Origin of the sequence: Aeromonas jandaei (genome assembly GCF_037890695.1) — a bacterium.
GTDB classification, from domain to species: Bacteria; Pseudomonadota; Gammaproteobacteria; order Enterobacterales; family Aeromonadaceae; genus Aeromonas; species Aeromonas jandaei.
Genome location: NZ_CP149571.1, coordinates 4,496,557 through 4,520,289, shown reverse-complemented (window position 1 = coordinate 4,520,289; position 23,733 = coordinate 4,496,557). Strand labels below are relative to the sequence as shown.

Below are 23,733 nucleotides of genomic sequence, written 5' to 3'. Positions count from 1 at the left end.
CGCCGAAAATTAGTGGGGGGCATGAGATAGACGCTGTCTCGGGGACAGGGCAGAATGAGCGGGATTGTTCCCTATCGACGTAAGGAAATGTATGACCCAACAGAATGAGCAGCAGAGAAACCGCATGTTGAGCCTGCTGCGCGAAGGTGAGCGCCGCATGTTGGTTCAATTGGCCGGGCTGCTGCGCACTACCGCCGATGAAATCAATGCCGAGCTGGAGAAAGAGGAGTTGATGGGAACCCTTGAGCAGCCCATCACGGTGGAGTATCTCAACGGCGTGGTGCAGCACCATCTGTTCGAGCGCAAGCACAAGGGTGACATGGCAGTGGCCCAGCAGATCCTGAGCGACTACCAGAACGAACTGGAAGCCCTGCAGGCCGCCCAGGCCCAACAGGAGAGCGAAGAGGCCGAGAGCAGCGAAGCCGCCAAGGCTCAGGCCTGATCCCCTGCCGCTGACCGCCCGGTCAGCGCGTCCCGACCTCCTCTCCGGCACCATCATTAGGTTTCATGATGGTGCCCTGTTTTTACCGTTTGTTGCCGGTCTCTCTTCAACCCAGTGCATTCTGCTGCAGGTTCGGCAGCGACTCGCCAGGGATCGGGAATACCTTGTCGTAAACCCAGTTGTAGACGAAGGCGTAGACCAGATAGAAGGCAACGAAGCCCAGATCCAGCACCAGCGCCTCCAGCATGCTGACGTTGAGCCACCAGGCCATGGCCGGCAGGGCCACGGTCAGGAGACCCCCTTCGAAGCCGATGGCGTGCACCACCCGCTGCCAGACATTCTTGTAGGTGTGGCCCTGATATTTGAGCAGCAGCTTGTCGACGCCGATGTTGTAGATGTAGTTCCAGAGGGTCGCCATCACCGAGAAGAAGAGCGCCAGTGGCCCCATGTGGCTGAGGTGAATGCCGGTCGCCCAGCTGGCCAGCGGTGCGGCAATGAACAGGCCAATCACTTCAAAGCCGATGGCTTGGCGGATGCGGTCGTTACGGGTACGCATAAATCACTCTCTTGAACAGTCACGTTGAAAACATGGGGGGTAATCTATCGCTAAATTGCGATGGTTTCACGTTGGTATCTATCGTTAAAATCGATAGATTACAGGCCTGTCGGGGGCTAAAAAGAGGAGCAGAAGGGTGAATCCATCGCTGGAACAACTGAAAATCTTGCTGGCCGCCGCCGAGAGCGGCTCCTTCTCCGCCGCTGCCCGCAAGCTGGGCAAGGCGCAGTCGGTGGTAAGCAGCGCTATCTCGAATCTGGAGATCGATCTGGGGCTGACCCTGTTTGACCGCAGCGGTCGCTATCCGCAGCTGACGGAGGCGGGGGGGCGCATGGTGCAGGAGGCGGGGATCCTGCTGGCCCAGAGCGAGCGGTTGCAGTCCATCGCCGGCGAACTGGCGGCCGGGGTAGAGTCACGCCTCACTCTGGCCATCGACGATGACTCTCACCTCCCCTGGCTCGGCACCCTGCTGGAGGAGTTTGCCACCCGCTACCCCACGGTGGAGCTGGAGCTGCTCTTCCCGCTGATGGAGGATGTGACCGAGATGCTGGTGACTGGTCGGGCCCAGCTCGGCATCAGTTATCAAAAGGTGCATCCACAGCGGGAGATCGTCGCCCGTTCGCTGGGGGAGGTGACCATGCCGTTGGTGGTGTCGCCGGATCATCCATTGGCGCGCAAGCAGCCGCTGCGGGAGGTCGATCTGCAGGGAGCACGCCAGCTGATGGTTACCGGACGACGGGAAGGGAGCGAGCGCCAGCGGTTTCGCATCTCGGCTCAGGTGTGGTGGGTCGAGGGGGATCTCGGGGTGCTGGAGCTGGTCAAGCGCGGCCTTGGCTGGTCCGCGATTCCGGAATTTCTGCTGCATCAGCCGCTGAAGCGGGGCGAAGTGGTGGTGCTGGAGCCCGACTTTATCGCCAGCCATGCGCTGGCGCTGGAGCTGCAGTGGCATCGCGCCCGCCCGCTGGGGCAGGCGGGGCGCTGGCTGAAGGAGGCCCTGCTGGCGCGGGTGCCTCGCTAGCCGACCTTACTCGGTCAGTTCGTAGGGGAGGGGTTGCAGGGTGAGTTGGGAGCTCTCCTCCTGCTTGAGGCGAAAACGGGCGTCAGCCTCGGTGTCTTTCGGCAATACGGCAGTGAGCCACACCTGACCCTGATGTTGCCAGGCGTTGAGCACCATGCCGCTGCGACGCCAGTTGTCACCGAGCTGGATCTCCAGGGTATCGCCCGCATTGACCGGCTCACTGGCACTGCCCGCCAGCAGGAACAGGGCGCGGTTGTTGGCGCCGCGATATTTGGCGCGAGCCACCGTCTCCTGCCCCATGTAGCAGCCCTTGTTGAAGCAGATGCCATCGAGCGCCTGCAGGTTGAGCATCTGCGGGATGAACTCCCCCTGATGCATCGCCTCCATGTGCGGCAGGCCTGCCTTGATCTCGAGCCCCCACCAGAGGGATTCGTCACCCGCCGGCAGCGCATCGGCTTGCTCACTGCTCACCAGCAGCCAGCGATCCTGTTCGATCTTCACCGCCATGCCGCCAGCGACCAAACCGCTCTGCTCCAGACCAAACTGCGCAGCGACCCACGCATCGGTACCCTTGCCAGCCAGACCGGTGGCGTGGCGTTCGTCGGCGGCAATCTCCACCTTGGAGAAGACCGCAAATTTTTTCAGCTCCGGCAGCTGGCGCTCCAGCACCGAAGGGGTAGTCAGCAGCAGCAGGCTCTCTTCAAGGCAGAGCAGGCGAAAATCGCTCCACAGCTTGCCCTTGGGATCACAGTGACCACCCAGCGTGCTCTGCCCCGGTTGCAGGGCGTTGACGTCGCAGGTGACCTGACCTTGCAGATATTTGACGCGATCCTGACCACTCAGTCGGGTGATGGCTATCTTGGTCAGGGCGAAGCGGGTCGGCTCGGCAGGAAAAACAGGGGGTTGCAGGCTCACGATGGTATTCCAGAGAGAAAGTATGTGACCTGCATGGTAAAGACGTAACTAATGTTTGTCAGCCGGAAAATCCAGCTGGTACCATCCCCGGGTCTTTGTAAGGAGAGTTCCATGTTGAGCCCAGTTGAAAAATCCCGCCTGAAGTGGGCCTGCCGCCGTGGCATGCTCGAGCTGGATGTTGTTTTTATGCCCTTTTTCGAACACGAGTTCGACTCCCTGAGCGAAGCCGATCAGCAGACCTTTATCCGCCTGCTGGAGAGCGATGATCCGGACCTATTCCGCTGGACCATGGGGCACGCTGTGCCGGCCGATCCCGCCTTCAGCGCCATGATCAAGATGATCCTGGAGCGCAATCAGGCCCGCCACGACCGTCAGGCCTGATGCCGTGGAGCGGGTGATCATCCCTGTTCACCCCTCCCGCCATCAGCGCTACTGGCTGGTGGCCCTCTCTCTGTTGCTGCTCTGGCCGGTCAGCGCCCTCGTAACCGGCTGGCAGTGGGCGCTATTTGCTTCCGTCTGGTTGCTGGCACTTGCCCTGAGCTGGCGGGCATTGCCCCATACTCCGTTCGAGCTGGAGTGGGATGGCCAGTGGCTGCGCTGGCAGAACGTATCCTATCGGCTCGGCAACAAGAGCCGGATTCTGCCCGGCGTGCTGCGCCTTGAGCTGCATCCGGAGCAGGGGCGCCCTTGCATGCTCTGGCTTTTCGCCGATGCGCTGGTTCCCGATCACTACCGCCTGCTGGCCCGGGCGATCAACTTTCCCGCCGAGCGGCGCTGAGCGATCTCACATCTTCCTGAGTTACCTCTTTGCAGGGGCAAGGAACTGAGCAGCGCTTTGCCCGGATTGCCCTAAAAAAATGACCCCGCCGAAGCGGGGTCATTGGTATGGCAGGAGCGGGGTTCAATCCCGCTCCGGGGTCAGTACGGTCGGTTTGGAGTCCGGCAGCATCTCCGGATAATCGAGGTTGTAGTGCAGGCCGCGCGACTCCTTGCGCTGCAGGGCGCAGTTGACGATAAGCTCGGCCACCTGCAACAGGTTGCGCAGCTCCAGCAAGTTGTTGGAGACCCGGAAGTGGGCGTAGTACTCCTGCACCTCCTGCTTGAGCAGGTCGATGCGGCGTTTGGCCCGGGCGAGGCGCTTGTTGGTGCGCACTATGCCCACGTAGTCCCACATCATCAGCCGCAGCTCGTGCCAGTTGTGCTGGATCACCACCAGTTCGTCAGAATCCTCCACCTGGCTCTCGTCCCAGGCGGGCAGGCGCGGCGGCTCGGCGCTCATCGGCAGCTTGGCCAGAATGTCGGCCCCCGCCTGATGGGCGTAGACCACACATTCCAGCAGGGAGTTGGAGGCCATCCGGTTGGCGCCGTGCAGACCGGTGTAGGTCACTTCGCCGATGGCGTAGAGGCCGGGGATGTCGGTCTGGCCATTGTTGTCGATCATCACGCCACCACAGGTGTAGTGGGCGGCTGGCACTATGGGCATCGCCTCTTTGGTGATGTCGATGCCGACCGCGAGGCAGCGCTCATAAATGGTCGGGAAGTGCTTGATGATGAAATCGGCCGGTTTGTGGCTGATGTCCAGATACATGCAATCCGCCCCGAGTCGCTTCATCTCGTGGTCGATGGCGCGGGCGACGATATCGCGCGGTGCCAGCTCGGCCCGCTCGTCAAACTCCGGCATAAAGCGGCTGCCGTCCGGGCGGCGCAGATAGGCCCCCTCGCCACGCAGTGCTTCGGTCAGCAGGAAGTTGGGATCGTCTGGGTGGAACAGGCTGGTGGGGTGGAACTGGTTGAACTCCAGATTCGCCACCCGGCAGCCGGCGCGCCATGCCATGGCGATGCCATCGCCAGAGCTCACATCGGGGTTGGAGGTGTACTGGTAGACCTTGGAGGCGCCGCCGGTGGCCAGCGCCACGAAGCGGGCGCGAACCACCTCGACCTGTTCGGCATTGCGGTTCCAGACATAGGCGCCCAGCACCTTGTTGCCCGGCAGCCCGAGTTTGCGGGTGGTGATGAGGTCGACCGCGTTGAAGCGCTCCATCAGCTGGATGTTGGGGTGAGCGCGAACCTGATCAATCAGGGTGAGTTGCACCGCCTTGCCGGTGGCATCCGCCGCGTGGAAGATGCGGCGATGGCTGTGGCCTCCTTCGCGGGTGAGGTGGTACTGGGATTCACCGTCGGCGTTCTCCTCCTGATCGAAGGGAACCCCCTGCTGGATGAGCCACTGGATGGACTCGCGGGCGTGGCGGGCGGTGAACTCGACCACGGCCGGGTCACACAACCCGGCCCCGGCGTTGAGCGTGTCGCTCACGTGGGATTCGATGCTGTCGGTCTCGTCGAACACGGCAGCGATGCCTCCTTGCGCATAGAAAGTGGCCCCTTCACTGATGGGCCCCTTGCTCAGAACCAGGACTTTGGCCTGGTCTGCCAATCGCAATGCGAGAGTCAGACCAGCGGCACCGCTGCCAATGATCAGTACGTCGCAAAGGTATTCAACACTTGCTTTCATAAGTATCATTGGCCTGGATTAAGAACTGGCACCATGGTAGCCCAAGCGGGGGCGAGGATGCAGCCTGCATCACATTTTTTTAAACAGATTCGAACTTTCTCTGATTCTCCCTGTCTGAACTTGTGCGCTTAGGAAGGGCCGGAAAAGAAGAACGATAACCTGATGGGGGTTTTACGGCTCTGATGAGCGACCAGAATCTACTGGACGAACAGCTGGTTGAACGGGTCCAGCGCGGCGACAAAGCAGCTTTCAACCTGTTGGTAAAAAAATACCAGCATAAGGTGGTCAACCTGATTGCCCGGTATGTCAACAACCCCGGCGACGTGCCCGATGTGGCGCAAGAGGCGTTTATCAAAGCCTACCGGGCATTGCCGACATTCCGTGGCGAGAGTGCTTTTTACACCTGGTTGTACCGAATTGCCGTGAATACGGCGAAGAACTATCTGACCTCCCAGGGGCGCAGGCCCCCGAGCAGTGATGTGGAGGCTGACGAAGCGGAGTCTTATGGCGGCGGTGAAGCCTTGCAAGAGGTCTCAACCCCGGAAAACCTGGCGCTGACTGACGAGATCAAACGCACCGTGTTTTCAGCCATTGAGGCATTGCCGGAAGACCTGAGGACAGCGATCACCCTTCGCGAACTGGAAGGGCTGAGCTATGAAGAGATTGCCGAAATCATGGATTGCCCAGTGGGTACGGTCAGATCCCGTATCTTCCGGGCGAGGGAAGCAATCGACAAAAAGCTGCAACCTCTGATCGAGAATTAACTGGGGAAAGACGGGTTAACTTATGGCAAACAAAGAGCAAATCTCTGCCCTGATGGATGGTGAGCTGAGTGACGCAGAGGTACTGAACGAGCTGGAGATGGACTCCGGCTTGCAAGATACCTGGGGTCGTTACCACCTGATTGGCGATGCCATGCGGGGTGACCTGCCGGTCAATCTGCAACTGGATCTCAGTGACAGCATCATGGCTGCGCTGGAGGATGAGCCGACCATACTGGCACCCAAGCCGGTCGAGGCCGCTCCGGTGGCGCAACCGGTCGTTGCACCGGTCAAGACAGATTCCAATGTGGTGCCCCTGTTTCGTCGGGTTGGCCAGCAGCTGGGGCAATATGCCATCGCAGCGTCTGTGGCCGCTGCCGTCATCTTCGGGGTGCAGCAGTATCAGGGTCAGGACGGCGTGCCGAACAACCCTGTGCTCAATACCATCCCCATCGGTGGCAGTGCCGCGCCAGTGAGCGTCCACTATCCGCAAGAGGGCAACCGCGTTCGGCCGCAACAGGGAATGACCGAACAGCAGATGCAGGAGCAGCGCGAACGCATCAACGCCTTCCTGCGTGATCACCAGTTACAGCAGCGCCTGTTGCAAGACAGACAGATCCAACAATAACGAGTTGTCAGGGATACAAACGTGCGCCAGTCCAGCCGTATTTTGCTGGCATCTCTCCTGCTAATCAGTGCCAAGGCCTCGGCCGACGACAAGTCGGCCGAGGCCTTGTTGCAGCAGATGCAGAGTGCCGTGCATCAACAGAATTTCGAGTTGTCCATGGTCAAAGCCCGTCAGGGGCGTCTTGAACCGATCCGCATCAGCCACGCCGTGATCAATGGCAAAGAAGTGGCTCATCTCAGCTACCTCGACGGCAAGGCGATCGAGTATCTGCAGCGCGAGAATGAATACACCTTCTTTGAAAACAGCCATGACCCCTACACCCTGAAGGATGCCCGCTTCCCGGGCATCTGGTCGAGTCTGGTCAGCATGCCGCTCTCCCGGGTATTGCAGAGCTATGATCCCGTGCTGGCCGGCCGCAGCCGCGTCGCGGGTGTGGTCGCTCAGGTGGTGAGGCTGGTGCCCAAGGAGGCCGACAAATACGGCTTCATGCTCTGGGTTGACGAGCAGAGCCATCTGCTGCTGCGTGTCGATATGGTGGAGCGGGAAGGCAATCTGGTCGAGCAGTTGCTGGGGGTGGATCTGGAGCTGCAGAACAAGCCTGCCCCCTGGCTGGTGACCCTGGCCAACAGCAAGTTGCCCCCGGCGCTGGCGCTGGAGGATGCCTATCCGGCACCGCAGCAGCAGCTGAACTGGCAGGTGACCTGGTTGCCCGATGGCTTCAAGGTGTTGTCGCAGGACCGGCACCAGTTGGTGACCACCAGTATGCCGGTGGATTACATGATGCTTTCTGACGGGCTGGTGGATCTCTCGGTCTATGTCTCCCGGGTCGATCCCAAGCAGGCGGTACGCCAGCAGCTGATCCGCCAGGGCGCCACCTCGCTGGTGAGCTTCGTCAACGAGGTGGGCGTCGAGATCACCGTGGTCGGGGAAGTGCCTGCCGAAACAGCGAAACGGATTGCCGAGTCGGTGCAGCCGCTGGCCCGCAACGAGGCCGTGCAGTGAGTCCATGCTCTGGGCTCACAGTGGTGCGCTGCTTGCCGTTGGCTGTGAGTCGTGTTCAGATCCTGCCATTGCATGAGCACGAGGTGTTGCCGTGAACGAGATGAGTGAAGAGCTGGCAACCGTGGTTGCCATCGAAGGAGATCATGCCTGGGTGGAGTGCGAACGGCGCTCTGCCTGCAGTGGCTGCCAGCAGCAATCCGGTTGCGGTACCGGCACCGTGGCCAAGGCATTTCCCCTGAAAGCCCCACGCTTGCGGGTTCGCCTTACCGCCGAGGTGAACGTTGGCCAGCAAATCAGGCTCGGCATCCCGCAAGAGAGCCTGCTGCGCGGGGCTGCGCTGGTCTATGTGCTGCCGCTGTTCTGCCTGCTGGCGAGTGCTCTGCTGGGGCAACTCTGGCTGGCGCCGCTGCTCTCGGGGGGGGAGGGGATCACCATTCTTGCCTCTCTGCTGGGTGGCGCTGGCGGCTTTTTACTGGTTCGTTACTTTTCCGGCCGGCTCGATGAGGGGCGTTATGGCCCCCGCATGCTCGGCGTTGTGGTTCCCGTCCGTACCCTCTCCTGACCGAACAGGCGCTATTTCACTGGCGTTGGCGACTAAAGAATGGCCGTCAGCCGGGTTATCCAGTAAAATCGCGCCTCCATAACCGACCTTAAACCAATTTTGAGTGACTCTTGCTCGATGAAACACATTCGTAACTTTTCGATTATTGCGCACATCGACCACGGTAAATCGACCCTGTCGGACCGTCTGATCCAGACTTGCGGTGGCTTGTCCGACCGCGAGATGCAGGCTCAGGTGCTTGACTCCATGGATCTGGAGCGCGAGCGCGGCATTACCATCAAGGCGCAGAGTGTGACCCTGAACTACCAGGCACAAGACGGTAACACCTACCAGCTGAACTTTATCGACACCCCGGGCCACGTGGATTTCTCCTACGAGGTCTCCCGCTCTTTGGCGGCCTGTGAAGGGGCGCTGCTGGTGGTAGATGCCGGCCAGGGGGTTGAGGCACAGACTCTGGCCAACTGCTACACCGCCATGGAGATGGATCTGGAAGTGGTGCCGGTACTGAACAAGATTGACCTGCCGGCTGCAGAACCCGAGCGGGTTGCCGAGGAGATCGAAGACATCGTCGGTATCGACGCGGTCGATGCGGTGCGCTGCTCCGCCAAGACCGGCCTCGGTGTTGATCTGGTACTGGAAGAGATCGTGGCCAAGATCCCGGCACCGGAAGGTGATCCGGACGCGCCGCTGCAGGCGCTGATCATCGACTCCTGGTTCGACTCCTATCTGGGCGTCGTCTCTCTGGTGCGGATCAAGAACGGTTCTTTGAAGAAGAACGACAAGATCAAGGTGATGAGCACCGGTCAGGTGTGGGGTGTCGATCGCATCGGTATCTTCACGCCCAAGCAGGTGGACACCGACGGCCTGGGTTGCGGCGAGGTAGGTTGGGTTGTCTGCGGTATCAAGGACATCCACGGCGCGCCGGTGGGCGATACCCTGACTCAGGCCAAGAATGGTGCCGACAAGGCGCTGGCCGGTTTCAAGAAGGTGAAGCCGCAGGTTTATGCGGGTCTGTTCCCCATTTCCAGCGATGACTACGAGTCGTTCCGCGACGCCCTCGACAAGCTCTCCCTGAACGATGCCTCCCTGTTCTTCGAACCGGAGAGCTCCACTGCGCTGGGCTTCGGCTTCCGTTGCGGTTTCCTCGGCATGCTGCACATGGAGATCATTCAGGAGCGTCTGGAGCGTGAATACGATCTGGATCTGATCACCACGGCACCGACCGTAGTGTACGAGATCGAGCTGACCGACGGTTCCACCATCCACATCGACAGCCCGGCCCAGATGCCCGCCATCACCAGCATCAAGGAGATGCGCGAGCCGATCGCCGAGTGTCACATCCTGCTGCCGCAGGAGTACATGGGCAACGTGATCACCCTCTGTATCGAGAAGCGTGGCGTGCAGACCAACATGGTCTACCACGGCAAGCAGGTGGCGCTGACCTATGAAATCCCGATGGCGGAAGTGGTGCTCGACTTCTTCGACCGCCTGAAATCAACCAGCCGTGGCTACGCCTCGCTGGACTACGGCTTCAAGCGTTTCGAAACCTCCGACATGGTGCGTCTGGACATCATGATCAACGGTGAGCGGGTCGACGCGCTGGCCATCATCACCCACAAGGACAACGCCCAGTATCGCGGTCGTCAGGTGGTGGAGAAGATGCGCGAGCTGATCCCGCGCCAGATGTTCGATATCGCCATTCAGGCGGCCATCGGCAACCAGATCATCGCGCGCAGCACCGTCAAGGCACTGCGCAAGGACGTAACTGCCAAGTGCTACGGTGGTGACGTGAGTCGTAAGAAGAAGCTGCTGAACAAGCAGAAAGAAGGTAAGAAGCGGATGAAGTCCCTCGGCCGTGTCGACGTGCCGCAGGAAGCCTTCCTCGCGATTCTCCACGTCGGAAAGGATTAATAGATGGCAAGCACGTTTTCCCTGATCCTGGTGGTGGTCTGCGCGATCACCGGTGTTATCTGGTGTCTGGACAAGATGATCTGGTCCAAACAGCGAGCCGCCAAAATTGCCGTGGCCCGTGCCCATGGCGGCGCTCATCTGGATGACAAAACCCTGGCCAAGGTGGCTCCCGTTCCGGTCTGGATTGAACAGACCGCCGGGGTCTTCCCGGTCATCACCTTTGTGCTGATCCTGCGTTCGTTCATCTTTGAACCGTTCCAGATCCCGTCAGGCTCCATGATGCCCACTCTGCTGGTGGGCGATTTCATCCTGGTGGAGAAGTTTGCCTATGGTCTGAGGGACCCGGTGACCAACACCAAGTTCCTCGAGACCGGTGAGCCCAAGCGCGGCGATGTGGTGGTGTTCAAATACCCGCTCGAACCGCGGGTGGACTACATCAAGCGGGTGGTCGGCATGCCGGGGGATCGGGTCATCTATCGCAACAAGGAGCTGATGATCCGGCCCAAGTGCGAGGAGCAGGAGGGGAAAACGTGCCCGGGCTTCCAGAAGCTCGATGTCAAGTTTGAACAAAGAGGCGAATTTACCCAGATGGGGATCCCCCTTGACCGCTATACCGAGCAGCTGGGCGATGTCTCCCACGAGACCCTGCGCAACCCGCTGATGCCCGATATGGTTGGCCGTTACTATCGCCAGCCCGGCACCTATCCTGATGAGTGGGTAGTACCGGAGGGGCAATATTTCGTGATGGGCGACAACCGTGACAACAGTACCGACAGCCGTTTCTGGGGCTTTGTGCCCGAGCAGAACCTGGTTGGCAAGGCGGTCGCTATCTGGATAAGTTTTGAATTCGAGCGCGAAGAGGGCTCCCTGCTGCCAAGCTGGGTACCGACAGGGGTGCGCTTCAACCGCATTGGCGGAATCAAGTAAATGAATATCAAGATGAACAGACTGCAGTCCCGTCTCGGGCACGTCTTTCAGGATCTGGAACTGCTGACCCGGGCGCTGACTCACCGCAGCGCCGGTTCCCGTCACAACGAGCGACTGGAGTTTTTGGGTGACTCGATTTTGAGTCTGGTGATTGCCGACGATCTCTTCCACCGCTTCCCGCAAGCGGCGGAAGGGGATCTCAGCCGGATGCGCGCCACTCTGGTGCGCGAAAAGACCCTGGCCGAGCTGGGGCGGGAGTTTGACCTCGGGGATCACCTGATCCTGGGGCCGGGCGAGCTGAAAAGCGGTGGTTTTCGCCGTGAATCGATCCTGGCTGATACGGTCGAGGCGGTGATTGGCGCCGTCTATCTGGACAGTGATCTCGAAACAGTACGCACTCTGCTGCTGGGCTGGTACACCAGCCGTCTGGAGGAGATCAAGCCGGGCATCGAGCAGAAGGATCCCAAGACCCGTCTGCAAGAAATTCTGCAGGGAAGCCGCAAATCCCTGCCGACCTATACAGTGACCAACGTCAAGGGCGAAGCCCACAACCAGGAGTTCACCGTCCAGTGTGACGTGGAAGGTCTGGATGGTCCGATCAAAGGGGTCGGCACCAGCCGCCGCAAGGCCGAACAGGCCGCGGCGCAGCAAGCATTGGAAAAACTGTCATGACAGATACAACCTACTGCGGCTTTGTCGCCATCGTGGGCCGCCCCAACGTGGGCAAGTCCACCCTGCTCAACAAGCTGCTTGGCCAGAAGGTCAGCATCACCTCAAAGAAACCCCAGACCACCCGTCACCGGATCCTGGGGATCGACACCGAGGATAACTACCAGACCATCTATGTCGATACCCCGGGTCTGCACATTGAAGAGAAACGGGCCATCAACCGCCTGATGAACCGCGCCGCTACCAGTTCGCTGGGGGACGTGGCCATGGTGGTATTCATGGTGGACGGCACTCACTGGACCAAAGATGACGAGATGGTGCTGGGCAAGTTGCGCAATCTCAAGTGTCCCGTGGTACTGGCGGTCAACAAGATCGACAACGTCAAGGAGAAGGAGGAGCTGCTTCCCCACCTCGAGTGGCTGGGCCAGCAGATGAACTTCGCCCACATCCTGCCCATTAGTGCCCAGAAGGGTACCAACGTGGAGAAGATCCGCGAGTGGGCCAAGCCGTTGCTGCCGGAAAACGTCCACTTCTTCCCGGAAGATTACGTGACCGATCGCTCCTCCCGTTTTATGGCCTCCGAGATCATCCGCGAGAAGCTGATGCGCTTCACCGGCGAGGAGCTGCCCTACTCGGTGACGGTGGAGATCGAGCGCTTCAAGGTGGAAGAGAGCGGTATCTATCACATCCACGGCCTCATTCTGGTCGAGCGCGATGGCCAGAAGAAGATGGTCATCGGCAACAAGGGCGAGAAGATCAAGACCATCGGCACCGAAGCGCGCCTCGACATGGAACGGCTGTTCCAGAACAAGGTGCACCTCGAGCTGTGGGTCAAGGTCAAATCCGGCTGGGCCGATGACGAGCGCGCCCTGCGTAGTCTTGGTTACGGCGATGATTAAGAACCTGTGCACGCGCTTACTGCGAGGCCATGATCAAGGCTCATGCGCTGCTCGGAATCCTCATGTATTCACATACACTCCGGTTCCTGCGCTGCTCTTTACCTTGCTGACGGCCTCTCGTGACAGTGCGTGGACAGGTTTTGAGAGGTAATGGCGGATTGCTGACCCCGGCTTTCGTCATCCATAGCCGGCCCTATCGTGAGACCAGCCAGCTGGTCGAGGTATTCACCCAGGATAGTGGCCGCTTTACCCTGGTGGCTCGCGGTTCTCGCGGGCCACGCTCCCCTCTCAAGGGGCTGCTGCAACCCTTTACCCTGCTCACCATCGCCTGGCGCGGCAAGGGGGATCTCAAGAATCTCACCCAGGTTGAATGTCCCGACCACTCCCTGCGTCTCGGTGGCGATCGCCTCTTCTACGGCCTCTATCTCAACGAGCTGGTCTACTACCTGCTGGAAGCGCACACCCCGTTCCCCGAGGTGTTCGATGCCTATGCCCGTGCCATCATGGCGCTGGCCGACGGCGAGACGCCTGAGCTGCCGCTGCGCCGCTTCGAGTTCCTGCTGCTGCAGGCGCTGGGTTATGCGGTGGATTTCGAGTACACGGCGGACGACGAGTCGCCCATCGAGCCGACCCTGCTCTATGGCTTCGAGCGTGAATTGGGCTTTGTTGCTTGCGAGCGGGCGCCGGATCCCCGTACCCTATTTCTCGGTGCCCACCTGCTGGCCTTTGCCGAGGGACGTTTCGATACCCCTCCCTTGCTGCAGGCGGCCAAACGTTTCAGCCGGCTGGCGCTGCAACCCTATCTGGGCAAGCGCCAGTTAAAGAGCCGGGAGCTGTTTTTAAAACGCAAAGCCAGCATCCAAGGCTGACACAGATTACAGACATACGGATATTGGCGCGGGGTGATTCGCTGACCGCGCAGTCAACAGATGAAGCCTTTCAAGGAGTTCTCAATGAGTGAAATCTATCTGGGTGTGAACATCGACCATATCGCCACCCTGCGCAACGCCCGGGGCACCCAGTATCCGGATCCGGTACAGGCCGCCTTCGTGGCTGAGCAGGCCGGGGCCGATGGCATTACCGTGCATCTGCGAGAAGATCGCCGCCACATCACCGACCGCGATGTGGAGATCCTGCGTCAGACCATTCAGACCAGAATGAATTTGGAGATGGCGGTGACCGAAGAGATGATCGGCATCGCCTGCCGCATCAAGCCTCACTTCGTCTGTCTGGTGCCGGAGAAGCGCACCGAGGTGACCACCGAGGGCGGTCTGGACGTGGCCGGTCAGCTGGCCAAGGTGACTGATGCCGTTGCCCGTCTCTCCGCGGTGGGGGCTCAGGTATCCCTCTTTATCGATGCCGACCCAATCCAGATCGATGCGGCCGCCGAGAGTGGCGCCCCCTTTATCGAGATCCACACTGGCCGTTATGCCGATGCCACCACAGATGCCGAGCGCAATGCCGAGTTCAAGCGCATCGCTGCCGGAGCCTCCTATGCCGCTGGCAAGGGCTTGAAGGTCAATGCCGGCCACGGTCTGCACTACCACAACGTCAAGGCCATCGCCGCCATCCCCGAGCTCTATGAGCTCAACATCGGCCACGCCATCATCGGTCGCGCCGCCTTCGATGGTCTGGCCAAAGCTGTGAGCGATATGCGCCTGCTGATGCAGGAAGCCCGTCAGGGGATTTGATCCGCAGATAGGCTGAGCCTGAGACAGATCGCCAGAAACAACAAGGGACGCCACGGCGTCCTTTGTTGCTTCTGGCTAGTTGGGCTAGGTCAATCAATCACGGTATGGCGGGTCCGTTATCGTGACTACAGCTTGCCGTCGCTCATGCACATACGGATTTTCGCCTCGACGACTTCCTCCATGGCAGCCATGGCGGGAACCAGATACTGGCGCGGGTCGCTGGCATCCGGATGAGAGCCAAGGAAGGCTTTCATCGCATCGGCGAAGGCTATCTTCAGTTCGGTCGCAACGTTGACCTTGCAGATCCCGAGTTCGATGCAGCGGCGCACATCGGCTTCCGGTACGCCGGAGGCGCCGTGCAGCACCAGCGGAATATCCACCTGCTCGCGAATGGCGGCGAGGCGGGCGAAGTCGAGGCGGGGCTCCTCCTTGTAGAGGCCGTGGGCGGTACCGATGGCCACCGCCAGCGAGTCGATACCGGTGCGGCGGACAAACTCGGCCGCCTTGAGCGGGTCGGTAAATTTGGCATGAGCGGCATCGACGATGAGGTCATCCTCCTGACCGCCCAGCTGACCCAGCTCCGCTTCGACGCTGGCCCCCATGCGGTGGCAGAAGGTCACCACGCTGCGCACCTTCTCGATGTTCTCTTCAAACGGAAAGTGCGAGGCATCGATCATGGCGGAGCGAATACCCGCTTCGACCTTGTAGTGGATGTCTTGCTCGTCTTCGTGGTGATCCAGATGCAGCACCAGCGGGATACGGTACTCATGGGCGGCGGCCTGACAGATGGAGACCAGATACTCGACCCCTGCATGGCGATAGGTACCCGGGGTACCAGCCAGGATCACCGGAGAGCGCATGCGAGCGGCGGTGCGAGCCACTACCTGCACGGTTTCCAGGTTGTGGATGTTGAAAGCCGGTACGGCATAGCCGCGGCGCTGGGCATCTTTGAGCATTTCATGGGAAGAGATCAGATACATAGTGACTCCTGAGCGTCCTGATTGACGCGAGATCCTGAGAAAAGGGAGGAGAGCTGGGTCGGGTTTATCTCCCGGCCAGCTACCCAGATGTGTTGTTGATTGAGTTCAGTGGTGAGGGCGAGCAGGTTGGCCTGTTTGCCAACCGCCAGTGAGCCGAGACGATCGGCAATGCCGAGCATCTTTGCTGGTGCCAGCGAGGCCATTGCGATGGCTTCATCGAGCGGCACATCCGCCAGCTGCACCATGTTGCGTACGGCGCCAAGTAGGGTGAGGGTGCTGCCCGCCAGACCGCCGGTTTCGGTGCGTACCACGCCGTTTTTCATCTCGACCCGATAGTTGCCAAGCAGATAGTGACCGTCTGGCATACCGGCGGCGCGCATCGCATCGGTGACCAAGAGCAGGCGCTGGCCGGCGCAGCAGTGACAGAGCTTGAGCACGCTCGGGTGGAGATGATGGCCATCGGCGATCAGCTCCAGCCAGGCTGCGGGATGGACAAGACCCGCACCGACCATGCCGGGTTCGCGGTGGTGCAGGCCGCGCATGCCGTTGAAGCAGTGCACCAGCCCTGAGGCGCCCGCCGCCAGCGCCGCCATGGTGGTGTCGTGATCCGCCGCCGAGTGGCCCAGCATCACCCGTATGCCGTTTGCGGCAAGATGGTGAATGGCCGCGATGGCATTGGGCTTTTCCGGTGCCAGCGCGACCACCTTCAGGCTGCCACGCGCCAGCTGTTGCAGATGGTTCAGTTCGGCAATATCCAGCTCACGAAACAGCGCCTGATCGTGGGCGCCCCTGTTGTCCGGCGTGAAGTAGGGCCCTTCCAGATAGCAGCCGAGCAGCTCGGCGCCCGGCATGCCGCGGGCAACGCCATCGGCAATGCGGGCAAGGGCTTGCTCTATCTCGGGGAGTGGGGCGGTGACCGTAGTGGCAAGAAAAGCGCCGACCCCTTCTGCCGCCTTGGCCATCGACAAGGTAGCCAAGGCATTGCCATCGCTATCCATGACATCGACGCCAGCTCCGCCGTGGACATGACCATCGATCAGCGCGGGTACCAGCAGCTCGACATCCCGTGCCGGATCGCCATCCGTGATGGGAGCGATGGCGGTGATGACGCCCCCTTCATGGGTCAGCTCCTGATGTTCCAGCCAACCCTGTTCGGTCAGCAGGCGACGGGCACGGATCCTTGAGGCCATCAGATGCCCTCCTCGACGAGAGCGGCATCTGCCTGACGCTCTTTACCCATCTCATCTGCCAGCGAGGTGAGCCCCCGGTGGCCGCAATCGAGGGCCTGCCGGCGGAATTCACGGGTGCTGAGGCCATCGCGCTCCAGCGCCATCTCCAGCAGCAGTTGCAGGTTGGTACCGGTAATAACCTCCCGCTCTGGCTGGTGCAGTGAGAGGGTTGAGGCGACCCGAAACGGGGTGCCGCCGAGCAGGTCGGTCAGGAAAACCACGCCATCCCCCTTGTCGACCTCTGCCAGCGCCGCTTCGCACTGTGCCTGCAGCAGGGCGGTGGTGGAGCTCTCGGGAAAGTCGATGGCGATAACCGCTTCCTGTTCGCCGAGGATCTGCCGCATGGCGCGCTCCAGACCGCTGGCGAAACCGCCATGACCACAAATGATGATGCCCAACATAGTCTGTTCCTTTACTGCAAAGGGGGCCGGCTTGCTGCCGGCTCCGGATTAGAGGAAACCGGCGAACTTGCCGACGATACCGAGTACCACCGTGATGACGATGAGGCGCAGCGGGCTCCAGCCTTTGCGGATCAGGGCGTACATCGCCAGGGTGTAGAGCAGCGGCAGGAAGGCGGGCATCAGCTTGTCGAGCACATCCGCCTGCAGTTTGACGACTGCGTCACCGGCAGTGATCTCCAGCGTGGTGCCAAGACGCACATAGGTGGCGACCAGCGCGCCGATCACCGTCATACCGACGATGGAGGCGGCATGGCCCACCTTGCGGGTATTGGCCTTGATGACCGGAATTGCAGCCACCCCCATGCGGTAGGCGTAGTGCGCCAGACCAAAGCGCAGGCCGAAGTGGACCACGTTGAACAGCAGGAAGAAGACCACGGCACCCATGATGGAGCCCTGCAGCGCCAGATCTGCCCCTATGCCACCGCAGATGGGGAGCAGGGTGAGCCAGAACATGGCATCGCCGATCCCGCCGAGCGGTGCACCGACGGCAATCTTGGTGCTCTGGATGCTGTTGACGTTCTGTTTGGAGCGCTCCATCGCCAGCACGATCCCCATCACGAAGGTGACCAGGAAGGGGTGGGTGTTGAAGAAGCCCATGTGCCCTTTCATGGCCCGGGAGAGATCCCGCGGATTGGTGTGGATCTTCTGCAGTGCCGGCAGCAATCCATAGAGCCAGCCGGAGGCCTGCATCCGCTCATAGTTGAAGGAGGCCTGCAACAGTAGGGAGCGCCAGGCAAAGCGGTTGATATCCTGCTTGGTCAGCTCGGCGCCAAGCTGCTGATCTTCATAGGTGTCGTCGGATTGTGGCCGGGTATTGTGCGGTTCGGCGCTGGAGATGATCCGCGCAGCTGTGTTGTTAGATGCCATCTTCGGTTTCCTCCTGAACAGGACGAGCTTGCGGGGTAGTGGTGCGCATGAAGTCGATCAGGGCCATGGCCAGCGCGGCGGCGGCGATGGCCAGCACCGGCAACTGGAGCCAGGCGGCAGCGACGAAACCGAGGATGAAGTAGGGGATATAGACGTTCTTCATCATGATCTTGAGCAGTACGGCAAAACCGATGGCGGGCATGATGCCGCCAGCAACGCCGAGGCCGTCGATGAGGCGTGCGGGCAGCACGTCGATGGCCGCCTTGGCATGTTCGGCCCCGAAGTAGGTGGGCAGGAAGGCACAGAGGAAGTAGAAGGTGCCCAGAGCCAGCAGTGCCAGGTAGTTGACCCGCTCGATACCGCGCACGTCAGCCGCTTCGGCCATTCGATCACAGCGGGACATCACCCCCGACATCACCGAGAAGAGGAAGGTGATCCCCATCTGCACGGCAACGGCGAAGGGAACGGCAACCCCGACCGCCACATCCGGCTTGACCCCGGTGGTGATGGCGAAGGTGGCGCCAACTATGGTGCCGATAATGACGTTGGGCGGTTGCGCCCCCGCCAGCGGGGCCAACCCCATCCAGACCAGCTCCAGGGTGCCGCCCACCAGAATGCCAGTAGGCAGGTCGCCGAGGATGAGGCCAACCAGCGGCCCCAACACCACGGGACGGTGGAAGTGGGTCAGACCGTTGAACAGGTCGAGTCCGGCGAAAAACGCCAGGATGCCAAGCAGCAGACCTTGTAACAAACTGATTTCCATCACAATTGTCCTTAATTAGAGCAAGTTGAAAATGTCCTGTGCCGGTTCGGTCGGCACGCCCTGGACATAGCACTCGACACGGGCGTCCCGCAGGGCGCGAAATGCGGTGATGTCCTGTTCGTCCACGGATACGGTCTTGTGGATTTGACGCTTGCCGTCGGCGTAATGCATGTTGCCGACGTTGATCCGGGAGATGGGGACACCTCCCTGAACCAGGATGTTGAAATCGGTAGGGTTTTTGCAGACCAGCAGGATCTTCTGGCGATCCGCCGCCTTGTGGATGTTGTCGATCACCTTCTGGAGCGGCCAGAACCGCACCGCAATACCTTCGGCCAGTACCATCTCCATCAGGTTCTGCTGGATGGGGTCCTCTGCCACTTCGTCGTTGGCGACCAGCACCAGATTGGCACCGGCAAAGCCGACCCACTGGACACCGACCTGACCGTGGATCAGGCGCTCATCGATCCGGCTCAATACGATATTGGGCATCACAGCACTCCTTCTTGGTGGAACGGATAGATATTGACCCCCTGTACGACCCGGTTGACCTGACCGGTGGGGCAGGGATTGTCCGGACTGATACCCAGTCCCAGCGAGGTATGGAAGGCGTAGTACTGGGCATAGAGCAGGTAGCAGAAGGCGAGCTGGGCATCGTCGCCATGCAGGGTGTGGGGCAGGTAGATGTGCTCCCCCTCCTCGATGGCGGGATGGCGCTGGTCAGCGATGGCAACTACCCGGGCAGCCTTGCCATCGCTTCGCAGCTCGCGCAGCAGATCCAGATCGTATTGCCGGGTGTAAGGGTCGTTGGAGATGAGCAGCACGATGAGCGTCTGCTCGTTGACGACCGATTTCGGACCGTGGCGAAAACCGGTGGGGGAGTCGAACATGGCGACCAGACGGCCGGCGGTCAGCTCCAGCAGCTTGAGTGCCGCCTCCTGCGCCACCCCTTGCAGACTGCCACTGCCAAGATAGATGACCCGCTCGGGCAACGGTTCGTTCCAGGCCGGTACGCGCTGCACAACCTGCTCCAGAATGGCGTCACTGGTGGTGACCAGCTGCTCGCAGCGCTGGCGGTTGAACCGCTCTGGCAGGAAGAGAGCCAGACAGCTCAGCATCATGCTGGTGAGGCTGCTGGTCATGGCGAAGCTGCGATCATTGGTCTGGGGCGGCATCAGCAGGGCCAGAGAGTGGGCATCTTGCTGGCAGCGGCGATAGAGCGCCCCTTCACCGTTGCAGGTCAGCACCAGATGGTGGCAGTGGCTGAGCAGCTGGCTGGCCAGTTCGACCGTCGCCACGCTCTCGGGGCTGTTGCCGGAGCGGGCAAAGGAGATAAGCAGGGTAGGGCAATCTTCGGCCAGATACTCGGCCGGGTCGGTGACGATATCCGTGGTGGCGATTGCCTCGACCCGGGCATGCAGGTGGGCCGAGAGATAGGGGGCGAGCGCCCGACCGGCAAAGGCGGAGGTGCCAGCCCCGGTCAGGATAATGCGCAGCTCTTGCCGGGCGAGCAGGGGGGTCAGAAAACGGGTCAATGCTGGACGGCACTCCTCGACCATGGCGAGGGTCTCGCGCCAGGTGGCGGGTTGCTGGCGAATTTCACGGGCAGTCGCCAGGCCATTGGCACTGCGCAACATCTCTTCTGGATAACCAAGGATCATGTCTGCAACTCCTTATACAACGGGGTCGAGCTGGGAATGGCGGCGAGAGGCCGCAGTGCAGGCGCTGGCGTAGTGCCGCAGCACCTCCTGCACCTGATCGAGAATGAGGTCATGGGGATTGGCCGAGAGCGTGCCCTGACGCACCTTGCGATACTGCAGGGGCAGATGCTGGCTCAGCAGTGGCAAGGGGATGGGCTCCGCCGCCAGATTGGCCAGCAATCTGGCGTAGCACTCATCGACCCGGCTATCGGGCCAGTAGTAGCGAATGCGATCCGAATAGCTGTAGCCACGGGCCAGTCGGCACTCGTTGGCACTGCCCTGGTAGTGGCTGCGCCAGAAGTCGGGGCGCTCCAGCATGGTCTCTTCCATCACCTTGCGCAGACCTGAACAGGCCTTGGCAACCACCAGTTCCTCCTCGATGGCGGCAAGGGCAAACAGCGCTTCGCGCAGGGCGAAGGTGAGGGCTGGGCCGACTTTGAGAATGGCAAAGTGGTCGCGTACCAGCTGGCGGTAGGCCTCGGGAGTCTGGTAATCGGTGGAGTGGGCCTCGAACACCATGTGGGGATAGGCTTCGATCATCCGGCTAAGGGGAGCCGCTTTTTCGGGCCGGTAATCGATGACGCGGGTCTGGTCAAACTCGACGCCGGGTTGCACCACCAGACCGATCACTCTCGGCCAGATATGGGCCAGCCCCGCCTTGTTGAAGGCCTGTTGATGGGCCTCGAGGGTGTGGCGTGCCGCCTCCGGCGTGGTGACCGCCAGATCGGCCAGATCTTCATGGGCACCGCCCGGCACCGGCACCTCGGTGCCAATCACATAGACCAGATCGCTCTCGCCAAAAGTGGCCAGACAGGTTTGCTCGGCGATCTGCGCCAGCCGTGCCGCCCTTTCAGCGACCAGCTCGTCGGTCAGGGGAACGGGATCGCCCTGACAGGACATGCTGCAGTCGAGGTGGATCTTCTTGAACCCGGCAGCGACATAGCTGGCGATGAGATCCCCGGCATGGGCCATGGCCTGCCCGGCCGGTTCCCCCTGCCAGCGGTTGGGGCCAAGATGGTCGCCCCCCAGAATGAGGCGCTGCGCCGGAAAGTGACACTGTGCCGCCAGCTCGTAGAGGCGATCGCGAAAGTCAGCGGGGGTCATGCCGGTATAGCCGCCAAACTGATCCACCTGATTGGATGTGGCCTCGACCAGCAGCAGCTCATCCCCTTCGGCGGCCAGCCGCAGCGCGGCCTCCAGCACCAGCGGGTGAGCGGAGCAGACGGCGTAGATCCCGGTCTGTTCTCCCTGTTTGTGTCTTTCGACCAGTGCCAGCATGGATTTCATTTTGATGTTCCTTGGTTGCTGCGGATGGAAAGGTTCTTTCGATTTCTTTTCTTTACGGTAGTAGGGAGGAAAAGAAAACGAAACAAAAGAGTCGTCAGATCTTGAAAGGGATCACAAAAAGAAAGGTATCGAAAGGATTTGAATGGTGGGGAAAGATGATGAGAGTGGGGGTAAAGCGTAATGAAGGCTTGATTTGGCACCTTCGCTGAGCGTTAATATGCAAACGTAACGAAGTGAAAGCGATCTTTCACTACAGCATTCCGGCAGAAGAACTATGCAAACAAGCGAAAAAGGTGCGCTCGGAACCAGCGAGCGGCGGGAGCGGATTATTCAGCAGCTGCGCAGCAATGGCAGCGTTCAGGTCAACGAGCTGGCGACTCATTATCAGGTCTCTACCGTGACCATCCGCAACGATCTGGCCTTTCTGGAGAAGCAGGGGGTGGCCGTGCGTGCTTACGGTGGCGCCCTGTTGTGCGAGCCGGGTCAGACGGTGCCGGAGCGCACCATTGCTGACAAGAGCGTGCTCAATACCCCGGTGAAACAGCGGATCGGTGCGCTGGCTGCGACCCTGGTGCCCTCCGGCTGTCGTCTTATCCTCGATTCGGGGACGACAACGCTGGAGGTGGCGCGCCATCTGAAGGGTCATCAGGAGATCCTGGTGATGACCAATGGCATGAATGTGGCGAATGAACTGCTCGAAGCAGAAGGGGTGGATCTACTGATGACGGGCGGACATCTGCGCCGCAAGTCGCTCTCCTTCTACGGTGCGCAAGCGGAGCAGTCCCTGCAAAACTACCACTTTGACATGCTGTTTCTCGGGGTGGATGGCATCGACCTCGAGCGCGGCGTTAGCACCCATCATGAGGACGAGGCGCGCCTCAACCGCTGCATGTGTCAGGTGGCCGAGCGGATTGTGGTGGTCACCGACTCCAGCAAGTTTGGCCGGCGCAGCCTGCACAAGATCATCGATACCCTGCGTATTCATACCCTGATCACCGACGATGCCGTGCCTGCCGATATCCTTTCCGGTCTGCGCAATGCCGGTATCGAGGTGCTGCTGGTACCAGCCGATGGCAACAAGGGGCAGGAGAAGCAGGGGCAATATAATCCAGTGCAATCAGCTATAAGCGGTTGATGACAAACACGATAGACTGGGTTTCTCACCCACTGGACGAGCCTGTTATGTACCACCCCGATATCACCGAACTTGAACCTGTCGCCCGCGCGGCGGGGGCGGCCATCATGGCCATCTACAGCCAGCCCTTCGCGGTGGAGTACAAGAGCGACGAGAGTCCGCTGACCGCGGCCGACAAGGGGGCTCATGAGGTGATCGTGCAGGCGTTGGCACGGCTGACTCCGGATATTCCTGTGCTGTCGGAGGAGTCGGGGCCCGAGGTGATGGCGGCGCGCCACGGCTGGTCCCGCTACTGGCTGGTGGATCCCCTCGATGGCACCAAGGAGTTTGTCTCTCGCAACGGCGAGTTCACCGTCAATATCGCGCTGATTGAACAGGGGGCGCCGCTCTGGGGGCTGGTCTATGCCCCTGTGCTGGACAAGCTCTGGTATGGCGGCAAGGGCGTGGGGGCCTGGCGCATTGCCGATGGCAGGCGCGAGGCCATCCAGACCCAGCCCCATCGTGAAGGCAATGTGTGGCGGGTGGTGGGCAGTCGCAACCACCTGTCGCAGGAGACCCTCGATTTCTTGGCTCCTTTGGGTGAGATCGAGCTGGTCTCCATGGGCAGTTCCCTCAAGTTCTGCATCATCGCCGAGGGGGGCGCCGAGCTTTATCCGCGCCTTGCGCCCACCTGCGAGTGGGATACCGGTGCGGCGCAGGCGGTGCTGGAGGGGGCAGGGGGCAGCGTCACCCGACTCGATGGCTCACCCCTTGCTTACAACAAGCCGGACATCCTTAACCCCTGGTTTGTGGCCAAGGCATAAACGAGATATCGGGAAATAAAA

At 60.9% G+C, this 23,733-nt stretch carries 27 protein-coding genes; 16 read left to right on the top strand and 11 right to left on the bottom strand.

The genetic code is table 11. From position 1 onward, the window contains the following. The first annotated feature begins 91 nt into the window (after nt 1–91). Nucleotides 92–442, top strand: a complete 351-nt coding sequence (locus tag WE862_RS21235; protein ID WP_041210630.1) for a hypothetical protein — start codon at nt 92–94, stop codon at nt 440–442. A gap of 106 nt (nt 443–548) precedes the next feature. Here the strand turns inward: WE862_RS21235 and WE862_RS21230 are convergent, their stop codons facing one another. Beyond that, nucleotides 549–998, bottom strand: a complete 450-nt coding sequence (locus tag WE862_RS21230) for a PACE efflux transporter (RefSeq protein ID WP_042029705.1) — start codon at nt 996–998, stop codon at nt 549–551. A gap of 136 nt (nt 999–1,134) precedes the next feature. Here WE862_RS21230 and WE862_RS21225 point away from each other — a divergent pair, with 136 nt between their 5' ends. Beyond that, nucleotides 1,135–2,016: a LysR family transcriptional regulator gene (locus WE862_RS21225; protein ID WP_042029707.1), complete on the top strand. Its 882-nt coding sequence runs from the start codon at nt 1,135–1,137 to the stop codon at nt 2,014–2,016. Nucleotides 2,017–2,022: 6 nt separating this feature from the next. On the opposite strand, the gene ygfZ is transcribed toward WE862_RS21225, so the two are convergent. Beyond that, nucleotides 2,023–2,931: a tRNA-modifying protein YgfZ gene (gene ygfZ / locus WE862_RS21220; RefSeq protein WP_042029709.1), complete on the bottom strand. Its 909-nt coding sequence runs from the start codon at nt 2,929–2,931 to the stop codon at nt 2,023–2,025. Between the two features lie 111 nt (nt 2,932–3,042). Here ygfZ and WE862_RS21215 point away from each other — a divergent pair, with 111 nt between their 5' ends. Both WE862_RS21215 and WE862_RS21210 read left to right on the top strand, forming a co-directional pair. Further along, the gene (locus WE862_RS21215) at nt 3,043–3,312 is read left to right on the top strand and encodes a succinate dehydrogenase assembly factor 2 (RefSeq protein ID WP_033112786.1); all 270 of its coding nucleotides are present in this window, start codon (nt 3,043–3,045) and stop codon (nt 3,310–3,312) included. Between the two features lie 13 nt (nt 3,313–3,325). Continuing rightward, nucleotides 3,326–3,709, top strand: coding sequence for a protein YgfX (locus WE862_RS21210; protein WP_404800995.1), 384 nt, complete (start codon nt 3,326–3,328; stop codon nt 3,707–3,709). A gap of 123 nt (nt 3,710–3,832) precedes the next feature. On the opposite strand, the gene nadB is transcribed toward WE862_RS21210, so the two are convergent. After that, nucleotides 3,833–5,440, bottom strand: coding sequence for an L-aspartate oxidase (nadB, locus tag WE862_RS21205; RefSeq protein ID WP_042029710.1), 1,608 nt, complete (start codon nt 5,438–5,440; stop codon nt 3,833–3,835). 182 nt (nt 5,441–5,622) lie between these two features. On the opposite strand from nadB, the gene rpoE reads away from it, so the two are divergent. The 10 genes from rpoE to pdxJ all read left to right on the top strand — a co-directional run bounded on the left by rpoE (nt 5,623) and on the right by pdxJ (nt 14,490). Continuing rightward, nucleotides 5,623–6,204 carry an RNA polymerase sigma factor RpoE gene (gene rpoE, locus WE862_RS21200; protein ID WP_033112788.1) on the top strand — a complete coding sequence of 194 codons (582 nt, stop codon included), beginning with the start codon at nt 5,623–5,625 and terminating at the stop codon, nt 6,202–6,204. A 22-nt stretch (nt 6,205–6,226) separates the two neighbouring features. Further along, entirely contained in the window at nt 6,227–6,829 is a 603-nt protein-coding gene (locus WE862_RS21195) for an RseA family anti-sigma factor (protein ID WP_033112789.1), read from the top strand. A gap of 21 nt (nt 6,830–6,850) precedes the next feature. After that, complete coding sequence (locus tag WE862_RS21190; RefSeq protein ID WP_033112790.1) at nt 6,851–7,831, top strand: MucB/RseB C-terminal domain-containing protein; 981 nt, start codon at nt 6,851–6,853, stop codon at nt 7,829–7,831. Between the two features lie 100 nt (nt 7,832–7,931). Continuing rightward, complete coding sequence (locus WE862_RS21185; protein ID WP_042029734.1) at nt 7,932–8,393, top strand: SoxR reducing system RseC family protein; 462 nt, start codon at nt 7,932–7,934, stop codon at nt 8,391–8,393. A 117-nt stretch (nt 8,394–8,510) separates the two neighbouring features. Continuing rightward, nucleotides 8,511–10,304 carry a translation elongation factor 4 gene (gene lepA, locus WE862_RS21180; RefSeq protein ID WP_033112792.1) on the top strand — a complete coding sequence of 598 codons (1,794 nt, stop codon included), beginning with the start codon at nt 8,511–8,513 and terminating at the stop codon, nt 10,302–10,304. A gap of 3 nt (nt 10,305–10,307) precedes the next feature. Further along, nucleotides 10,308–11,231: a signal peptidase I gene (lepB, locus tag WE862_RS21175; protein ID WP_033112793.1), complete on the top strand. Its 924-nt coding sequence runs from the start codon at nt 10,308–10,310 to the stop codon at nt 11,229–11,231. Further along, nucleotides 11,232–11,903 carry a ribonuclease III gene (rnc, locus tag WE862_RS21170; protein WP_033112794.1) on the top strand — a complete coding sequence of 224 codons (672 nt, stop codon included), beginning with the start codon at nt 11,232–11,234 and terminating at the stop codon, nt 11,901–11,903. Next, the gene (gene era, locus WE862_RS21165; protein WP_033112795.1) at nt 11,900–12,799 is read left to right on the top strand and encodes a GTPase Era; all 900 of its coding nucleotides are present in this window, start codon (nt 11,900–11,902) and stop codon (nt 12,797–12,799) included. Before rnc ends, era begins: the two co-directional genes overlap by 4 nt. Before the next feature lie 158 nt (nt 12,800–12,957). After that, nucleotides 12,958–13,668 (top strand): DNA repair protein RecO, encoded by a 711-nt coding sequence (recO, locus tag WE862_RS21160; RefSeq protein WP_041210624.1) that lies wholly within the window; start codon nt 12,958–12,960, stop codon nt 13,666–13,668. 84 nt (nt 13,669–13,752) lie between these two features. Further along, nucleotides 13,753–14,490, top strand: a complete 738-nt coding sequence (pdxJ, locus tag WE862_RS21155) for a pyridoxine 5'-phosphate synthase (protein WP_005340919.1) — start codon at nt 13,753–13,755, stop codon at nt 14,488–14,490. Between the two features lie 125 nt (nt 14,491–14,615). On the opposite strand, the gene WE862_RS21150 is transcribed toward pdxJ, so the two are convergent. The 8 genes from WE862_RS21150 to kbaZ are packed head-to-tail and all read right to left on the bottom strand — an operon-like array spanning nt 14,616 to nt 21,774. Then, a complete protein-coding gene (locus WE862_RS21150) occupies nt 14,616–15,470 on the bottom strand; it encodes a tagatose bisphosphate family class II aldolase (RefSeq protein ID WP_042029712.1) in 855 nt (284 codons plus the stop codon). Further along, nucleotides 15,461–16,660, bottom strand: coding sequence for an N-acetylglucosamine-6-phosphate deacetylase (gene nagA / locus WE862_RS21145; protein ID WP_042029714.1), 1,200 nt, complete (start codon nt 16,658–16,660; stop codon nt 15,461–15,463). Before nagA ends, WE862_RS21150 begins: the two co-directional genes overlap by 10 nt. Next, nucleotides 16,660–17,100: a PTS galactosamine/N-acetylgalactosamine transporter subunit IIA gene (gene agaF / locus WE862_RS21140; RefSeq protein ID WP_042029716.1), complete on the bottom strand. Its 441-nt coding sequence runs from the start codon at nt 17,098–17,100 to the stop codon at nt 16,660–16,662. The genes nagA and agaF overlap by 1 nt, the downstream gene beginning before the upstream one ends. 48 nt (nt 17,101–17,148) lie before the next feature. Further along, the gene (gene agaE / locus WE862_RS21135) at nt 17,149–18,027 is read right to left on the bottom strand and encodes a PTS N-acetylgalactosamine transporter subunit IID (protein WP_005354370.1); all 879 of its coding nucleotides are present in this window, start codon (nt 18,025–18,027) and stop codon (nt 17,149–17,151) included. Next, the gene (gene agaW / locus WE862_RS21130; protein WP_005354369.1) at nt 18,017–18,790 is read right to left on the bottom strand and encodes a PTS N-acetylgalactosamine transporter subunit IIC; all 774 of its coding nucleotides are present in this window, start codon (nt 18,788–18,790) and stop codon (nt 18,017–18,019) included. Before agaW ends, agaE begins: the two co-directional genes overlap by 11 nt. Before the next feature lie 15 nt (nt 18,791–18,805). Next, entirely contained in the window at nt 18,806–19,279 is a 474-nt protein-coding gene (agaV, locus tag WE862_RS21125) for a PTS N-acetylgalactosamine transporter subunit IIB (RefSeq protein WP_042029717.1), read from the bottom strand. Continuing rightward, the gene (locus WE862_RS21120; RefSeq protein WP_042029718.1) at nt 19,279–20,448 is read right to left on the bottom strand and encodes an SIS domain-containing protein; all 1,170 of its coding nucleotides are present in this window, start codon (nt 20,446–20,448) and stop codon (nt 19,279–19,281) included. Before WE862_RS21120 ends, agaV begins: the two co-directional genes overlap by 1 nt. 12 nt (nt 20,449–20,460) lie before the next feature. Continuing rightward, on the bottom strand, nt 20,461–21,774 hold the full coding sequence (kbaZ, locus tag WE862_RS21115) for a tagatose-bisphosphate aldolase subunit KbaZ (RefSeq protein WP_042029719.1): 1,314 nt from the start codon (nt 21,772–21,774) through the stop codon (nt 20,461–20,463). A gap of 274 nt (nt 21,775–22,048) precedes the next feature. On the opposite strand from kbaZ, the gene WE862_RS21110 reads away from it, so the two are divergent. Both WE862_RS21110 and cysQ read left to right on the top strand, forming a co-directional pair. Next, entirely contained in the window at nt 22,049–22,909 is an 861-nt protein-coding gene (locus WE862_RS21110; RefSeq protein ID WP_042029721.1) for a DeoR family transcriptional regulator, read from the top strand. A gap of 47 nt (nt 22,910–22,956) precedes the next feature. After that, nucleotides 22,957–23,712 carry a 3'(2'),5'-bisphosphate nucleotidase CysQ gene (cysQ, locus tag WE862_RS21105; RefSeq protein ID WP_042029723.1) on the top strand — a complete coding sequence of 252 codons (756 nt, stop codon included), beginning with the start codon at nt 22,957–22,959 and terminating at the stop codon, nt 23,710–23,712. The last annotated feature ends 21 nt before the right edge of the window (nt 23,713–23,733 follow it).

Bases quoted from the DNA above. Each gene is read 5' to 3' on its own strand.
- nagA (WP_042029714.1), bottom strand. From the start codon at position 16,660: ATGGCCTCAAGGATCCGTGCCCGTCGCCTGCTGACCGAACAGGGTTGG.
- lepA (WP_033112792.1), top strand. From the start codon at position 8,511: ATGAAACACATTCGTAACTTTTCGATTATTGCGCACATCGACCACGGT.
- WE862_RS21215 (WP_033112786.1), top strand. From the start codon at position 3,043: ATGTTGAGCCCAGTTGAAAAATCCCGCCTGAAGTGGGCCTGCCGCCGT.
- pdxJ (WP_005340919.1), top strand. From the start codon at position 13,753: ATGAGTGAAATCTATCTGGGTGTGAACATCGACCATATCGCCACCCTG.
- agaF (WP_042029716.1), bottom strand. From the start codon at position 17,100: ATGTTGGGCATCATCATTTGTGGTCATGGCGGTTTCGCCAGCGGTCTG.
- era (WP_033112795.1), top strand. From the start codon at position 11,900: ATGACAGATACAACCTACTGCGGCTTTGTCGCCATCGTGGGCCGCCCC.
- WE862_RS21150 (WP_042029712.1), bottom strand. From the start codon at position 15,470: ATGTATCTGATCTCTTCCCATGAAATGCTCAAAGATGCCCAGCGCCGC.
- kbaZ (WP_042029719.1), bottom strand. From the start codon at position 21,774: ATGAAATCCATGCTGGCACTGGTCGAAAGACACAAACAGGGAGAACAG.
- agaW (WP_005354369.1), bottom strand. From the start codon at position 18,790: ATGGAAATCAGTTTGTTACAAGGTCTGCTGCTTGGCATCCTGGCGTTT.
- WE862_RS21195 (WP_033112789.1), top strand. From the start codon at position 6,227: ATGGCAAACAAAGAGCAAATCTCTGCCCTGATGGATGGTGAGCTGAGT.
- WE862_RS21185 (WP_042029734.1), top strand. From the start codon at position 7,932: ATGAGTGAAGAGCTGGCAACCGTGGTTGCCATCGAAGGAGATCATGCC.
- nadB (WP_042029710.1), bottom strand. From the start codon at position 5,440: ATGAAAGCAAGTGTTGAATACCTTTGCGACGTACTGATCATTGGCAGC.
- agaE (WP_005354370.1), bottom strand. From the start codon at position 18,027: ATGGCATCTAACAACACAGCTGCGCGGATCATCTCCAGCGCCGAACCG.
- WE862_RS21120 (WP_042029718.1), bottom strand. From the start codon at position 20,448: ATGATCCTTGGTTATCCAGAAGAGATGTTGCGCAGTGCCAATGGCCTG.
- WE862_RS21235 (WP_041210630.1), top strand. From the start codon at position 92: ATGACCCAACAGAATGAGCAGCAGAGAAACCGCATGTTGAGCCTGCTG.
- WE862_RS21110 (WP_042029721.1), top strand. From the start codon at position 22,049: ATGCAAACAAGCGAAAAAGGTGCGCTCGGAACCAGCGAGCGGCGGGAG.
- rpoE (WP_033112788.1), top strand. From the start codon at position 5,623: ATGAGCGACCAGAATCTACTGGACGAACAGCTGGTTGAACGGGTCCAG.
- rnc (WP_033112794.1), top strand. From the start codon at position 11,232: ATGAATATCAAGATGAACAGACTGCAGTCCCGTCTCGGGCACGTCTTT.
- lepB (WP_033112793.1), top strand. From the start codon at position 10,308: ATGGCAAGCACGTTTTCCCTGATCCTGGTGGTGGTCTGCGCGATCACC.
- agaV (WP_042029717.1), bottom strand. From the start codon at position 19,279: ATGCCCAATATCGTATTGAGCCGGATCGATGAGCGCCTGATCCACGGT.
- WE862_RS21230 (WP_042029705.1), bottom strand. From the start codon at position 998: ATGCGTACCCGTAACGACCGCATCCGCCAAGCCATCGGCTTTGAAGTG.
- cysQ (WP_042029723.1), top strand. From the start codon at position 22,957: ATGTACCACCCCGATATCACCGAACTTGAACCTGTCGCCCGCGCGGCG.